This is a genomic window from Bacillus pumilus, from assembly GCF_003431975.1.
GTDB classification, from domain to species: domain Bacteria; phylum Bacillota; class Bacilli; order Bacillales; family Bacillaceae; genus Bacillus; species Bacillus pumilus_N.
The window spans coordinates 125,072-140,502 of the sequence record NZ_CP027116.1 but is presented as its reverse complement, the minus strand read 5'-3'; the positions used below and the strand labels follow the sequence as shown (position 1 = coordinate 140,502).

At 42.8% G+C, this 15,431-nt stretch carries 12 protein-coding genes; all 12 read right to left on the bottom strand.

Annotated elements, in window-relative coordinates; all coding sequences use genetic code 11:
* Positions 1–7: 7 nt before the first annotated feature.
* Positions 8–295 carry a 50S ribosomal protein L23 gene (gene rplW, locus C5695_RS00745; RefSeq protein WP_003217016.1) on the bottom strand — a complete coding sequence of 96 codons (288 nt, stop codon included), beginning with the start codon at positions 293–295 and terminating at the stop codon, positions 8–10.
* Complete coding sequence (gene rplD, locus C5695_RS00740; RefSeq protein WP_007496312.1) at positions 295–918, bottom strand: 50S ribosomal protein L4; 624 nt, start codon at positions 916–918, stop codon at positions 295–297. Before rplD ends, rplW begins: the two co-directional genes overlap by 1 nt.
* A 27-nt stretch (positions 919–945) precedes the next feature.
* The gene (gene rplC, locus C5695_RS00735) at positions 946–1,575 is read right to left on the bottom strand and encodes a 50S ribosomal protein L3 (protein WP_117728271.1); all 630 of its coding nucleotides are present in this window, start codon (positions 1,573–1,575) and stop codon (positions 946–948) included.
* 37 nt (positions 1,576–1,612) lie between these two features.
* On the bottom strand, positions 1,613–1,921 hold the full coding sequence (gene rpsJ / locus C5695_RS00730) for a 30S ribosomal protein S10 (RefSeq protein ID WP_003156464.1): 309 nt from the start codon (positions 1,919–1,921) through the stop codon (positions 1,613–1,615).
* Positions 1,922–2,139: 218 nt separating this feature from the next.
* Positions 2,140–3,099: an alpha/beta fold hydrolase gene (locus C5695_RS00725; RefSeq protein ID WP_117728269.1), complete on the bottom strand. Its 960-nt coding sequence runs from the start codon at positions 3,097–3,099 to the stop codon at positions 2,140–2,142.
* 109 nt (positions 3,100–3,208) lie between these two features.
* On the bottom strand, positions 3,209–4,399 hold the full coding sequence (gene tuf, locus C5695_RS00720; RefSeq protein ID WP_117728266.1) for an elongation factor Tu: 1,191 nt from the start codon (positions 4,397–4,399) through the stop codon (positions 3,209–3,211).
* A 118-nt stretch (positions 4,400–4,517) separates the two neighbouring features.
* Positions 4,518–6,596: an elongation factor G gene (fusA, locus tag C5695_RS00715; protein ID WP_117728264.1), complete on the bottom strand. Its 2,079-nt coding sequence runs from the start codon at positions 6,594–6,596 to the stop codon at positions 4,518–4,520.
* 54 nt (positions 6,597–6,650) lie between these two features.
* Entirely contained in the window at positions 6,651–7,121 is a 471-nt protein-coding gene (gene rpsG / locus C5695_RS00710) for a 30S ribosomal protein S7 (protein ID WP_003216884.1), read from the bottom strand.
* A 121-nt stretch (positions 7,122–7,242) separates the two neighbouring features.
* Positions 7,243–7,662: a 30S ribosomal protein S12 gene (gene rpsL, locus C5695_RS00705; RefSeq protein WP_003216962.1), complete on the bottom strand. Its 420-nt coding sequence runs from the start codon at positions 7,660–7,662 to the stop codon at positions 7,243–7,245.
* Positions 7,663–7,774: 112 nt separating this feature from the next.
* On the bottom strand, positions 7,775–8,023 hold the full coding sequence (locus tag C5695_RS00700; RefSeq protein WP_003216985.1) for a 50S ribosomal protein L7ae-like protein: 249 nt from the start codon (positions 8,021–8,023) through the stop codon (positions 7,775–7,777).
* 145 nt (positions 8,024–8,168) lie between these two features.
* A complete protein-coding gene (gene rpoC, locus C5695_RS00695) occupies positions 8,169–11,768 on the bottom strand; it encodes a DNA-directed RNA polymerase subunit beta' (RefSeq protein ID WP_117728262.1) in 3,600 nt (1,199 codons plus the stop codon).
* A gap of 61 nt (positions 11,769–11,829) precedes the next feature.
* On the bottom strand, positions 11,830–15,411 hold the full coding sequence (rpoB, locus tag C5695_RS00690; RefSeq protein ID WP_003217223.1) for a DNA-directed RNA polymerase subunit beta: 3,582 nt from the start codon (positions 15,409–15,411) through the stop codon (positions 11,830–11,832).
* Positions 15,412–15,431: the final 20 nt, after the last annotated feature.

The following is a 15,431-nucleotide window of genomic DNA, read 5'->3' as shown; positions in this document are numbered from 1 at the left end:
TTAAGATTTACGCTTCAAAAATTTCGATTTCTTTGCTGTCAGCAGTTAATTTCACGATCGCTTTTCTGCGACGGCTAGTCATACCAGTGTAGCGTCCAACGCGTTTAGATTTGCCTTTGTAGTTTTGAACGTTGACTTTCTCAACTTTCACTCCAAAGATTTCTTCAACAGCGTCTTTCACTTCTGTTTTGTTAGCTCTGACATCAACTTCGAACGTGTACTTCTTCTCTGTCATTAGATCAGCAGAACGTTCAGTAATGATAGGGCGCTTTAGAACATCACGAGGATCTTTCATTATGCAAGTCCCTCCTCTACTTTTTCAACCGCTGCTTTAGTGATCAGAAGTTTGTCGTGGTTGACAACGTCAAGAACGTTGATACCGTTAGCTTCAACAACTGTTACTCCAGGGATGTTACGAGCAGATAAAGCAACTGTTTCGTTTGCATCCGCAGTGACGATCAACGCTTTCTTCTCGACAGATAATCCTTTAAGGATGCCTGCGAATTCTTTCGTTTTCACTGCATCAAGAGTCAGATCTTCAAGAACGATGATGTTGTTGTCGATTACTTTAGAAGACAATACTGACTTGATAGCCAAGCGGCGAACTTTTTTAGGTAATTTATAAGAATAGCTGCGTGGTGTTGGACCGAATACGATACCGCCTCCGCGCCATTGTGGTGAACGGATAGAACCTTGACGAGCACGACCTGTACCCTTCTGTCTCCAAGGCTTACGACCTCCGCCACGTACTTCAGAACGAGTTTTTACTTTGTGAGTTCCTTGACGTAAGGAAGCTCTTTGCATAAGAATAGCATCGAATACTACGCTTTCGTTTGGCTCAATTCCAAACACAGAAGCGTTTAATTCGATTTCACCGTTAGTAGAACCGTTTTGGTTAAATAATGCTACTTTTGGCATGACTTGTTTCCTCCTTTCCTAAGAGAGTTATTTAGATTTAACTGCACTCTTTACAGTTACTAGAGATTTTTTAGCTCCTGGTACGTTTCCTTTGATCAATAGAAGATTGCGTTCTGCATCAACTTTAACGATCTCAAGGTTTTGGACAGTGATTTGCTCTCCGCCCATACGACCTGGAAGAAGTTTACCTTTAAATACACGGTTTGGATCAACAGGTCCCATTGAACCAGGACGACGGTGGTAACGTGAACCGTGAGTCATTGGTCCGCGTGATTGTCCGTGGCGCTTGATAGCCCCTTGGAATCCTTTACCTTTTGATGTTCCTGTTACATCTACGATATCTCCATTTGCGAAAATATCAACTTTGACTTCCTGACCAACTTCATACGCACCTAACTCCACACCGCGTAATTCTTTTACGAAGCGCTTAGGAGCAGTTTCCGCTTTAGCAACGTGGCCTTTCTCTGGTTTGTTAGAAAGCTTTTCACGTTTGTCGTCAAAACCGATTTGGATTGCTTCATAGCCATCCGTATCAGCAGTCTTCTTTTGAAGAACAACGTTAGCAGCAGCCTCAACAACAGTTACAGGGATAAGATCACCGTTTTCTGCGAATACTTGCGTCATACCAATTTTTCTACCTAAGATTCCTTTGGTCATTCGTCACACCTCCTATAATATGTGTTTTCTATTTGAATTAAAGTTTGATTTCGATATCTACACCAGATGGTAAGTCTAAACGCATAAGTGCATCAACTGTTTGCGGAGTTGGATTCACGATGTCGATTAGACGTTTGTGAGTACGCATCTCGAATTGCTCACGAGAATCTTTGTACTTATGCACCGCACGAAGGATTGTGTAAACTGATTTTTCAGTTGGAAGCGGGATTGGACCAGATACACTAGCACCAGAACGCTTAGCCGTTTCAACAATCTTCTCAGCAGATTGATCAAGAATTCTATGATCATATGCTTTTAAACGAATACGAATTTTTTGTTTTGCCATTATTTTCCCTCCTTTTCGCCTACTTACGTTAGACAGTTCTCCGTGAGAAAAACCTGATCACCTTGCCATGGCAAAGCGGCCGGGTGTGTCAGCAACCTCTCACTTCATCGCAGTCAAAGACCAACATGCACTATTGTACCAAATTGGCCTGCGTGTTGCAATAATAAATCGGATAAATTTATGATTTGCACACTTTTCATATTATACAGGGGTTCAGCCTATAAATCAAGCTTTCCCTGAAGATGATGTACAGCAGTCTTTTTTATGGTACGGATAAATTCTTCTGGTTCTTCTAGATGCGGGGAATGCGCAGATTCTTTAAAGGTGAACCACTCTTTAATCGGTGCTGTTAATTGATCAACATATGGTTTTGATACAGCAGATGGTGTAATCATGTCATATTCGCCACTAATAAAGTAACACGGTATTAATATAGTAGAAACTCGGTATTCAATGCTCTCATTCATGAGTTCATCCCATAGCTTGTCTTGGCTAAATTTCTGTCCTTTGAGGAACTTCCACTTGTCATTCAGCTGATAGTGTTTACTAAAAAGTAAGCCTCTTAACATTTTCAATAGCGGTTTCCACCTATGTGTGAGACCTACGCTCGCGAACTCTTTATATAGAGAGAACAAAGCATGAGACGATGTTCGTTTCCATGGAGGAGGCGTCAATAATCGGAAACACCATGATAATAGTTGATTCCGGTGGGATTTCTCCAGGAGCAGCTTGTACGACACAATATCTTCTTTTAATACATCTACCACCTGACTAATCCCATAGTAAGCATGATATAAATCTGGACGTTTATGTACTGCTTGTATACCGATTAATGATCCCCACGAGTATCCTGCGATATACAATTTTGATTGACCTAGATATGAAAGAACCTTCTCTGTCAGTTCAATCGTATCTTCAATAAACTGCTGAATAGTCATCGATGTATCGGGAAGATTCTTTTGATATGAAAGTCCCGCACCTCGCTGGTCCCAATGAACCACTGTGAAATCTTGATCAAGCGCCTCATGAAAGGACTCGATGTAACTGATTTGAGCAGAACCGGGCCCACCATGTAAAAATAAAAGAACAGGCTTCGTTTCACTTGTGTGATCTTCTTTCATCATAATCCACTGGTCAACCCCGCCGATTAACCATTTTTTCAAATAAGTCTTTGCCATTCCAGTGATCCTCTCGGTTCCAATTAGATTCTATAGCTTATAGTAGCCGTTCTGATCTGGAAAAGCAAAAAAAGAGACCCTTTTGCAAGGAGTCTCTTTGATATGTTTATTACTTAATGATAGTTGAAACGACGCCAGAACCTACAGTACGTCCACCCTCACGGATAGAGAAACGAGTTCCTTCTTCGATAGCGATAGTAGAGATAAGTTCAACTTCCATCTCAGTGTTATCGCCAGGCATTACCATTTCAGTACCTTCTGGAAGATGTACGATACCAGTTACGTCAGTTGTACGGAAGTAGAACTGCGGACGGTAGTTAGCGAAGAATGGAGTATGACGTCCACCCTCATCTTTAGATAGTACATAAACTTCAGCTTTGAAACGGCTATGTGGAGTGATTGTACCTGGTTTAGCAAGTACTTGACCACGTTGGATATCTTCACGAGATACACCACGAAGTAGTGCACCAATGTTGTCACCAGCTTCAGCATAGTCAAGAAGCTTACGGAACATTTCAACACCTGTAACAGTTGTTTTACCGTTTTCTTCTTGAAGACCGATGATTTCAACTTCGTCACCGACTTTAACTTGTCCACGCTCAACACGACCAGTAGCAACTGTTCCACGACCAGTGATTGAGAATACGTCCTCAACTGGCATCATGAATGGCTTTTCAGTGTCACGCTCTGGAGTTGGGATGTACTCATCAACCGCATCCATAAGTTCAAAGATTTTTGCTTCGTAATCAGCATCTCCTTCAAGAGCTTTAAGAGCAGAACCTTTGATAACTGGTACATCATCACCAGGGAAGTCATAGTCAGAAAGAAGGTCACGAACTTCCATTTCAACAAGTTCAAGTAACTCTTCATCGTCAACCATGTCACATTTGTTAAGGAATACTACGATGTAAGGTACACCTACGTTACGAGAAAGTAGGATGTGCTCACGTGTTTGTGGCATTGGACCATCAGCAGCAGATACTACTAAGATCGCGCCGTCCATTTGAGCAGCACCAGTGATCATGTTTTTAACATAGTCAGCGTGTCCTGGGCAGTCTACGTGTGCATAGTGACGAGTTTCAGTTTCATACTCAACGTGTGCAGTTGAGATTGTGATTCCACGCTCGCGCTCTTCTGGAGCACCATCGATTTGGTCATAAGCCATAGCTGTACCTTTACCAGATTTCTTAGTAAGAACTGTTGAGATAGCAGCAGTTAGAGTTGTTTTACCATGGTCAACGTGTCCAATTGTACCAATGTTAGCATGCGATTTGGAACGGTCGAATTTTTCTTTAGCCATTCTAAAAATCCTCCTTAAAGGTTCATTGTATTTGGTATAGAGTGATAGAAAGTGAAGAGTTACCTCTCACTTTCTGATCTTCAATAGTAGTTATACTTTAGTTTAAAGGCAAAATCAATTATTCACCTTTATTTTTTTTGATGATTTCTTCACTAATGCTCTTAGGCACTTCTTCGTAGTGATCCATGTGCATAGTGAAAGTACCGCGTCCTTGTGTGTTAGAACGGAGTGCAGTAGCATATCCGAACATTTCAGAAAGTGGAACCATAGCGCGAACAACTTGAGCGTTACCGCGAGCTTCCATACCTTCTACACGTCCACGACGAGATGTGATATCACCCATGATGTCACCCATGTATTCTTCAGGGATAACGACTTCCACTTTCATCATTGGCTCAAGTAGAACTGGGTTACATTTGCTGACAGCATTTTTCAATGCCATAGAAGCAGCAATTTTAAACGCCATTTCGTTTGAGTCAACATCGTGGTAAGATCCATCAAATAATTTTGCTTTGATGTCGATTAGTGGGAAACCAGCTAATACACCATTTTCAAGTGAGTCTTCAAGACCTGCTTGAATTGCTGGGATGTATTCACGTGGAACAACACCACCGACGATAGCATTTTGGAATTCGAAGCCTGCGCCCTCTTCGTTTGGTTCGAATTCGATCCAAACGTGTCCGAACTGACCGCGTCCACCAGACTGACGTACGAATTTACCTTCAACTTTTGCACCAGAACGGAATGTTTCACGGTACGCAACTTGAGGTGCTCCTACGTTAGCTTCAACCTTGAACTCACGCTTCATACGGTCAACAATGATATCAAGGTGAAGTTCACCCATACCAGAGATGATCGTTTGACCAGTTTCAGTGTTTGTTTGTGTACGGAATGTTGGATCCTCTTCAGCTAGTTTAGCTAAAGCGATACCCATTTTATCTTGGTCAGCCTTAGATTTAGGCTCGATTGCTACATCGATAACTGGCTCTGGGAATTCCATAGACTCAAGGATAACAAGGCTTTTCTCGTCACAAAGAGTGTCACCAGTTGATGTATCTTTAAGACCTACAGCTGCTGCGATATCCCCTGCGTAAACAGTAGAGATTTCTTCACGGCTGTTTGCGTGCATTTGAAGGATACGTCCAACACGTTCACGCTTGTTCTTAGAAGAGTTCTTCACGTAAGATCCAGAATCAAGTGTTCCAGAGTATACGCGGAAGAAAGTTAGTTTCCCAACATAAGGGTCAGTCATAACTTTAAATGCAAGAGCTGCGAATGGTGCGTCATCAGTAGACTCACGTACAACCTCTTCATTCGTATCTGGCAAGGTACCTTTGATTGCAGCAACATCAGTTGGTGCAGGAAGGTAGTCAAGCACAGCGTCAAGTACAAGCTGAACACCTTTGTTTTTGAAAGCAGATCCAACAAGAACAGGGTAGAATTCAACATTCAACGTTCCTTTACGGATTGCAGCTTTCAATTCAGGAATTGTAATTTCTTCACCCTCAAGGTATTTTTCCATAAGCTCTTCATCAAGCTCAGCGACAGCTTCAATTAGGCTGTTGCGAAGCTCTGCAGCTTTGTCTTTATACTCAGCAGGGATTTCTTTTGCATCAGAGCGAGTTCCAAGGTCATCTTCATAGAAATAAGCTACGTTATCTACAAGGTCGATGATTCCTTCGAATTGATCTTCAGCGCCGATCGGCAATTGAATTGCATGAGCGTTCGCTTGAAGACGGTCTCTTAATGTGCTTACAGAGTAAAGGAAGTCCGCACCGGTTTTATCCATTTTGTTAACGAATACGATACGAGGTACTCCGTAAGTTGTTGCTTGACGCCAAACTGTTTCAGTTTGTGGCTCTACACCTGATTGTGCATCAAGAACAGCAACCGCACCATCAAGTACACGTAAAGAACGTTCAACTTCAACAGTGAAGTCTACGTGTCCTGGTGTATCGATGATGTTTACACGGTAACCTTTCCATTGTGCTGTAGTAGCAGCAGAAGTGATTGTAATACCACGTTCTTGCTCCTGCTCCATCCAGTCCATTTGGGAAGCTCCTTCGTGAGTTTCACCAATTTTATGGATACGACCAGTGTAGTACAAGATACGCTCAGTCGTTGTCGTTTTACCGGCATCGATGTGAGCCATGATACCAATATTACGAGTTTTGTCTAAGGAGAACTCTCTTGCCATTGGGTAATTTCTCCTTCCTTATTAGGAAATAGTTTTTTTAGTTTGGTATAAATCCTACCAGCGGTAGTGAGCGAATGCTTTGTTCGCTTCTGCCATTTTGTGTGTATCTTCACGTTTCTTAACAGCAGCACCAGTGTTGTTAGCTGCGTCAAGAATTTCGTTAGCAAGACGCTCTTCCATCGTTTTTTCTCCACGAAGACGAGCGTAGTTTACTAACCAGCGAAGACCTAAAGTAGTACGACGGTCTGGGCGAACTTCTACAGGAACTTGGTAGTTAGCTCCACCTACACGACGTGCTTTAACTTCAAGAACTGGCATGATGTTTTTCAAGGCTTGTTCGAAAACCTCCATCGCTTCATTACCAGTACGTTCTTTGATGATATCAAATGACTTGTAGAGAATTGTTTGTGACTTTCCTCTTTTACCGTCGATCATCATTTTGTTGATCAAACGAGATACAAGTTTAGAATTGTAAATTGGATCTGGCAAAACGTCTCTTTTTGCTACAGGACCTTTACGTGGCATCTGAATAGCCTCCCTTCTCTTTTAAAAGGATTTCTAGCTGTCTTTCATCTCAGTTTCATTGTCAGTTGCCTGGCTCCACTGATCTGATCTCAACTTCTAAAAACCCTTATGTTTGTTTGTATTACTTGCTTTGTTTAGGGCGTTTTGTTCCGTATTTAGAACGTCCTTGCATACGACCGTCAACTCCGGCAGTATCAAGCGCACCACGAACGATGTGGTAACGTACACCCGGTAAGTCTTTTACACGTCCGCCACGGATAAGTACTACACTGTGCTCTTGTAGGTTATGTCCGATACCAGGAATGTAAGCTGTTACCTCAATCAGGTTAGACAAACGTACACGAGCATATTTACGTAGTGCTGAGTTTGGTTTTTTCGGTGTCATTGTACCGACACGAGTACAAACCCCGCGCTTCTGTGGAGATGTTACGTTAGTGTGCTCTTTTTTGAAACTGTTGTATCCTTTGTTAAGTGCAGGAGACTTTGAGTTTTCAACTTTACTCACGCGTCCTTTGCGTATTAGCTGATTAATTGTAGGCATGTTGTTATTCCTCCCTTCATTACTTTTTTTATAACCCACATACCCAGGTGGTTCATCAAAAGGCAAAAAACAATGCTTTTGCATTTACACATGCAAAAACAAATCAAGTACGCTATAACATAATGGCAACAGCTGCTGCCCCAACCTCAATTCCGCAGGCTTTGCCGAGCTTTTTCATGGAATCTACCACTAAAATGTCTACACCCTTCTCTTGCGCTAGTTTTGTTACACTAGCTGTTAAAGCAGGATCAGCATCTTTCGCTACGACGATTTCCTTTACTGAATCTCGTTTCAGAGCTTTTACTGTTTGCTTCGTACCAATAATAATGGATTGAGCCTGTGATACTTTATCATAAGACATCGAATATCCTCCAAAGTAACAGGTTTTATTTTGAGCACCTTGGTTATATTATCATCATGGCAGAAGGATGTCAATATCGTAAAACAGATTATCTTGACATCCTTCACCATTTTTTGATGATTTTATAGGAATCTCACGAGAAAGATTACTCTACAGGCACCATATCGTCAGACGGTTGCACTTGCGAAACCGGCTTAACTTTACGGTAGTTTGGCATGCCTGTTCCAGCAGGAACAAGTTTACCAATGATAACATTCTCTTTCAAGCCAAGCAGTTCATCACGTTTTCCTTTGATCGCCGCATCTGTTAGGACACGAGTCGTTTCTTGGAAGGATGCTGCAGACAAGAATGAGTCTGTTTCAAGCGACGCTTTTGTAATACCGAGAAGAACTGGGCGGCCTGTCGCAGGACGCTTGCCTTCGAATAGTACTTTTTTGTTCGCTTCAGTGAATTGGTGTACATCAAGAAGTGTGCCTGGTAATACATCTGTATCCCCTGCGTCAGCGACACGCACTTTACGAAGCATTTGGCGAACCATTACCTCAACGTGCTTATCTCCGATTTCTACCCCTTGCATGCGGTATACTTTTTGTACTTCATGAAGCAGATATTCTTGAACAGCTGTCATGTCAGTCACTTTAAGAAGTTCTTTCGGATCGATTGAACCTTCTGTCAGTACTTGACCACGAGTGACTTTGTCACCTTCAACAACTTTCAGACGTGCATTGTAAGGAGCTGTGTAAGAACGAGTTTCAACTTCGCCTTGAACCACAATTTCCTGTTGCTTGTCACGAACATCGTTAATTTCAGCAACGACACCATCGATTTCAGAGATGGTCGCTTGCCCTTTCGGATTACGCGCTTCAAATAGCTCTTGGATACGAGGTAAACCTTGTGTGATATCGTCTCCTGCTACCCCACCTGTGTGGAACGTACGCATTGTAAGCTGTGTTCCTGGTTCACCGATAGATTGTGCAGCGATAATTCCAACTGCTTCACCGACTTCAACGTCAGTACCAGTTGCAAGGTTACGGCCGTAGCATCGTTTACATACACCATGCGGCGTGTTACATGTAAATGCTGAACGGATCCATACTTCCTCGATTCCCGCTTCAACTACTTCAAGTGCTTTATCTTCATCAATTAGTTCGTTTTCGCCAACAATGACTTCGCCCGTTTCAGGATGAACAATTGGTTTTCTTGCAAAACGTCCGATAAGACGCTCTTCAAGTTTCTCAATGATTTCATTTCCTTCTTTAATGGACTTCGCCAAAATCCCGCGGTCTGTACCGCAATCTGTTTCGCGGATGATAACATCCTGCGCAACGTCAACGAGACGACGCGTGAGGTAACCTGAATCAGCTGTTTTAAGAGCTGTATCGGCAAGACCTTTACGCGCTCCGTGAGTGGAAATAAAGTATTCCAATACTGTTAAACCTTCACGGAAACTAGATTTAATCGGAAGTTCGATGATACGTCCAGCCGGGTTGGCCATCAGACCACGCATACCAGCCAGCTGAGTGAAGTTAGATGCGTTACCACGCGCTCCAGAGTCACTCATCATGTAGATTGGGTTGACTTCATCGAGGGACTTCATCAGTTTACCCTGGATGACATCTTTAGAAGAACTCCAGATTGAAATGACTCTCTCATAACGCTCTTCTTCTGTAATCAAACCACGTCTGAATTGCTTCATAACGTTATCTACTTTTGCTTGTGCTTCTTCAAGAATTTGCTGCTTATCATCTAATACGACGATATCAGACACACCAACCGTAATACCGGCTTTAGTAGAGTATCTGAAACCAAGATTCTTCATGCGGTCAAGCATTTTAGATGTCTCAGTGATATGGAATCTCTTAAAGATTTCCGCAATGATTTTACCTAAAATACCTTTTTTGAACGGCGCATTGATTTCTTGTTTCTCGATTGCAGCTTTCACATCCTCACCTTTTTCAAGGAAGAAACGATCAGGCGTTTTTTCTTCGATATTGCTCTTTGTCGGCTCATTCATGTAAGGGAATGATTCCGGTAAGATTTCGTTAAAGATCAGTTTTCCAACTGTTGTAATCAACAATTTAGAACGCTGTTCATCAGTGAATGTCACATTCTTCAACGAGCTAGCTGCAACAGCTACGCGTGTATGAAGATGTACATAACCATTTTGATAAGCTAAAAGGGCTTCGTCAGTATCTTTGAAGACCATACCTTCTCCGATAGCATCTTTACGCTCAAGTGTAAGGTAGTAGTTACCAAGCACCATATCCTGAGATGGCGTAACAACAGGTTTTCCATCTTTCGGGTTCAAAATGTTTTGAGCAGCAAGCATTAAGATACGAGCTTCAGCTTGAGCTTCAGCAGATAATGGTACGTGAACCGCCATTTGGTCACCGTCAAAGTCAGCGTTGTAGGCTGTACATACAAGTGGATGCAGACGAATTGCGCGTCCTTCCACAAGTGTAGGTTCAAACGCTTGAATACCAAGTCTGTGAAGAGTTGGTGCACGGTTTAGTAAAACTGGATGCTCACGAATGACGGATTCTAAGACATCCCATACTTCCGGTTGCACGCGCTCAATTTTACGCTTCGCACTCTTGATATTGTGAGCTAATCCTTTTTCAACAAGCTCCTTCATCACGAATGGTTTGAATAACTCAAGAGCCATTTCTTTCGGAAGTCCACATTGATACATTTTCAAATGTGGTCCTACAACGATTACGGAACGTCCAGAATAGTCAACACGTTTACCAAGCAAGTTTTGACGGAAACGTCCTTGTTTCCCTTTCAACATGTGAGAAAGAGATTTCAATGGTCTATTTCCTGGTCCTGTTACAGGTCTACCTCTACGTCCATTATCAATCAAGGCATCGACAGCTTCTTGAAGCATACGCTTCTCGTTCTGAACGATGATGCTTGGCGCGCCAAGATCTAATAAACGTTTCAGACGATTGTTACGGTTGATGACACGACGATAAAGGTCGTTTAAGTCAGAAGTAGCAAAACGCCCACCATCAAGCTGAACCATTGGACGTAATTCTGGTGGAATAACCGGAAGTACATCAAGAATCATCCAAGATGGTTTGTTTCCTGAGTTACGGAAGGCTTCTAACACTTCAAGGCGTTTAATCGCACGTGTACGACGCTGCCCTTGAGCAGTTTTCAGCTCTTCTTTCAGTGTATCTACTTCTTTGACAAGATCGATATCTTGAAGAAGTTTGTTGATTGCTTCTGCACCCATAGCTGCTTGGAATGTATTACCGTATTTATCTAAATAAGCACGGAATTCCTTCTCAGAAAGAAGTTGCTTCTTCTCAAGCGGAGTGTTGCCCGGATCTGTCACGACGTAAGAAGCGAAGTAAATCACTTCTTCTAACGCACGTGGTGACATATCAAGAACAAGACCCATACGGCTTGGGATACCTTTGAAATACCAAATGTGGGAAACTGGGGCAGCCAGTTCGATATGCCCCATTCTCTCACGACGGACTTTTGCCCGTGTTACTTCTACACCACAACGGTCACATACAACACCCTTATAACGAACGCGTTTATACTTTCCACAATGACATTCCCAGTCTTTTTGCGGTCCGAAGATACGTTCACAAAAGAGACCATCTTTTTCAGGTTTCAGTGTACGATAGTTAATCGTTTCAGGCTTTTTCACTTCACCAAAAGACCAAGAACGGATTTTATCAGGTGATGCGAGACCGATGTTCATATACTCAAAATTGTTCACATCTAGCAAGGGGCCTACCTCCCTTTTAATCTTCGGGTTATACCCTAGTCACTTGCTCTAATCGTTTCTGCTATTCTTTTGTGACTGCGTCACGTTCAAGATCGACAGGTGCGAGGTCTGCAGCATCTTCGTCATTAGATAACGCTAATCCGTCTGCTTTCTTCGTTTCCTCATCGTCTTCTAAATCTCTCATTTCTATCTCTTCTTCATCGCCAGATAGGATTTTAACATCCATACCTAAACTTTGAAGTTCTTTGATTAACACTTTGAATGATTCAGGGACACCTGGTTCAGGTACGTTATCCCCTTTGACGATGGCTTCGTATGTTTTCACACGTCCCACAACGTCATCCGATTTAACTGTTAAGATCTCTTGAAGTGTGTATGCTGCACCGTATGCTTCAAGTGCCCATACCTCCATCTCTCCGAAACGCTGACCACCAAACTGTGCTTTACCGCCAAGTGGCTGCTGCGTAACAAGTGAGTATGGTCCAGTTGAACGTGCGTGAAGTTTATCGTCAACCATGTGAGCCAGTTTGATCATGTACATGATTCCGACAGATACACGGTTGTCGAATGGTTCACCAGTTCGACCATCATAAAGGACTGTTTTCGCATCACGGGACATACCTGCTTCTTCAAGCGTTTCCCAAACATCTTCCTCGCGCGCACCATCGAATACTGGTGACGCAATGTGGATGCCAAGGTAACGTGCAGCCATACCCATATGAAGCTCAAGTACCTGACCGATGTTCATACGAGATGGTACCCCTAGAGGGTTTAACATGATATCAATCGGTGTTCCGTCTGGAAGATACGGCATATCTTCTTCTGGAAGGATTTTAGAGATAACCCCTTTGTTACCATGTCGTCCGGCCATTTTGTCACCTTCAGAAATTTTACGCTTCTGAACGATGTATACACGGACTAATTGGTTTACACCTGGAGGAAGTTCATCTCCATCTTCACGGTTAAAGACTTTGACATCGTGGATGATTCCACCGCCGCCGTGTGGTACACGTAGAGACGTATCACGTACTTCACGAGCCTTTTCACCGAAAATTGCATGCAATAGACGTTCTTCAGCTGTTAGTTCAGTTACACCTTTAGGCGTTACTTTTCCTACAAGAAGGTCTCCGTCTTTTACTTCTGCACCAATACGGATGATTCCGCGCTCGTCAAGGTTGCGTAAAGCATCTTCCCCAACGTTTGGAATATCACGAGTGATTTCTTCCGGTCCAAGCTTTGTATCACGAGCTTCTGATTCATATTCTTCAATATGAATAGATGTGTAGACGTCATCTTTTACAAGGCGCTCACTCATGATGATCGCATCCTCGTAGTTATAACCGTCCCAAGTCATGAAGCCGACCATGACGTTACGTCCTAGAGCCAATTCACCTTTTTCCATTGAAGGACCGTCTGCAAGGATTTCTCCTTTTACGACTTCATCCCCAACACTTACGATTGGACGCTGGTTGTAGCAAGTCCCTTGGTTAGAGCGGACAAATTTCAGCAAGCTGTATTTGTCTAGGTTTCCTTTGACTTGTTGTCCGTCAACGTCTTCATAACGGCGAACCCAAATATTTTTTGCTTCAACACGTTCTACAACACCTGGATAGCGACAGATCACAGCAGCACCAGAGTCTTTACCTGATACATACTCCATACCTGTACCAACAATCGGTGATTCCGGCTGCATCAAAGGCACAGCCTGACGTTGCATGTTCGCTCCCATTAGAGCACGGTTAGAGTCATCGTTTTCTAAGAACGGGATACATGCTGTCGCTGCAGAAACAACCTGCTTTGGCGAAACATCCATGTAGTCAACGCGGTTTCGAGGAACAACGGTGTTTTCCCCTCTGAAACGAGCAATGATATTATCATCGATAAACGAACCATCTTCACCTAATATAGCGTTTGCTTGTGCTACTACGTAGTTATCCTCTTCATCCGCAGTTAAGTAATCGATTCTCGGTGTTACTTTACCTGTTTCAGGATCAACCCGACGGTAAGGTGTTTCAATAAATCCGAAACGATTTACTTTTGCAAATGAAGATAGAGAGTTGATCAAACCAATGTTTGGACCCTCTGGTGTTTCAATCGGACACATACGGCCATAGTGAGAGTAGTGCACGTCACGAACTTCCATTCCTGCACGCTCACGTGTCAAACCACCCGGTCCAAGCGCTGACAGACGACGTTTGTGCGTCAATTCAGCAAGCGGGTTTGTTTGATCCATGAACTGAGAAAGCTGAGAGCTACCAAAGAACTCTTTGATAGAAGCGATCACAGGACGGATGTTGATCAGCTGCTGAGGTGTGATCGTGTTTGTGTCTTGGATCGACATTCTTTCACGAACAACACGCTCCATTCTGCTTAAACCAATACGGAATTGGTTTTGCAGAAGTTCACCTACAGAACGCAGACGACGGTTACCTAGGTGGTCGATATCATCTGTGTCACCTACACCATGAAGAAGGTTGAAGAAGTAACTGATCGATGCGATGATGTCAGAAGGCGTGATGTTTTTCACAGCTTCCTCTACATATGCATTTCCGATCACGTTGATCACTTGCTCGCCTTCTTGATCAGACGGTGCATAAATCTTAATAGATTGAAGTTCTACTTCATCTTCTACTACGCCACCATTTGGATAAAGCTTTCTAAATCCGATGCCGTTTTCTAAGTATGGAAGAACTTTATCAAGAACTCTTCTGTCTAAAATTTGACCTTTTTCTGCTAGAATTTCACCTGTTTCAGGATCTACTAACGTTTCAGCCAATTTTTGATTGAACAGTCTATTTTTAATATGAAGCTTCTTATTAATCTTGTAGCGCCCAACATTTGCTAGGTCATATCTCTTCGGATCGAAGAAGCGAGAGTCTAGCAGGCTTTTCGCATTTTCCACAGTTGGCGGCTCTCCAGGACGGAGGCGCTCGTAGATTTCGAGAAGTGCTTTATCAGCATTCTCTGTATTGTCTTTTTCCAGCGTGTTGCGTAAGTATTCATTCTCGCCAATGAGGTCAAGAATCTCTTGATCAGAGCTGAAGCCGAGAGCACGCAAAAGAACCGTAACCGGCAACTTACGTGTGCGATCGATGCGTACATAGACTACATCCTTCGCATCAGTTTCGTATTCTAACCATGCGCCACGGTTTGGAATGACAGTCGCAGTAAAACCTTTTTTACCGTTTTTGTCTACTTTACCACTGAAATATACACTTGGAGAACGTACTAACTGAGAAACGATTACACGTTCCGCACCGTTAATGATAAAAGTACCTGTGTCAGTCATGATTGGGAAATCACCCATGAACACGTCTTGGTCTTTTACTTCTCCAGTTTCTTTGTTAATTAAACGAACTTTTACTCTTAGTGGAGCAGAGTAAGTTACATCACGTTCTTTTGATTCTGCTACAGGATACTTAGGATCCCCTAGGCTGTAATCAATGAATTCAAGAGAAAGGTTACCAGTAAAATCCTCAATTGGGGATATATCTTGAAACATCTCTCTAAGACCCTCATCAAGAAACCACTGATAAGAAGAGGTTTGAATTTCAATGAGATTTGGTAATTCTAACACTTCGCTTATGCGTGCGTAGCTTCTGCGCTGGCGGTGTCGTCCATACTGAACTAGTTGACCTGTCAACTGATTCACCCCTCAAATCA

Excerpts from the sequence above, each read along its gene's own strand:
- rplW (WP_003217016.1), bottom strand. The coding sequence starts at position 295 with ATGAAAGATCCTCGTGATGTTCTAAAGCGCCCTATCATTACTGAACGT.
- rplD (WP_007496312.1), bottom strand. The coding sequence starts at position 918 with ATGCCAAAAGTAGCATTATTTAACCAAAACGGTTCTACTAACGGTGAA.
- rplC (WP_117728271.1), bottom strand. The coding sequence starts at position 1,575 with ATGACCAAAGGAATCTTAGGTAGAAAAATTGGTATGACGCAAGTATTC.
- rpsJ (WP_003156464.1), bottom strand. The coding sequence starts at position 1,921 with ATGGCAAAACAAAAAATTCGTATTCGTTTAAAAGCATATGATCATAGA.
- C5695_RS00725 (WP_117728269.1), bottom strand. The coding sequence starts at position 3,099 with ATGGCAAAGACTTATTTGAAAAAATGGTTAATCGGCGGGGTTGACCAG.
- tuf (WP_117728266.1), bottom strand. The coding sequence starts at position 4,399 with ATGGCTAAAGAAAAATTCGACCGTTCCAAATCGCATGCTAACATTGGT.
- fusA (WP_117728264.1), bottom strand. The coding sequence starts at position 6,596 with ATGGCAAGAGAGTTCTCCTTAGACAAAACTCGTAATATTGGTATCATG.
- rpsG (WP_003216884.1), bottom strand. The coding sequence starts at position 7,121 with ATGCCACGTAAAGGTCCTGTAGCAAAAAGAGACGTTTTGCCAGATCCA.
- rpsL (WP_003216962.1), bottom strand. The coding sequence starts at position 7,662 with ATGCCTACAATTAATCAGCTAATACGCAAAGGACGCGTGAGTAAAGTT.
- C5695_RS00700 (WP_003216985.1), bottom strand. The coding sequence starts at position 8,023 with ATGTCTTATGATAAAGTATCACAGGCTCAATCCATTATTATTGGTACG.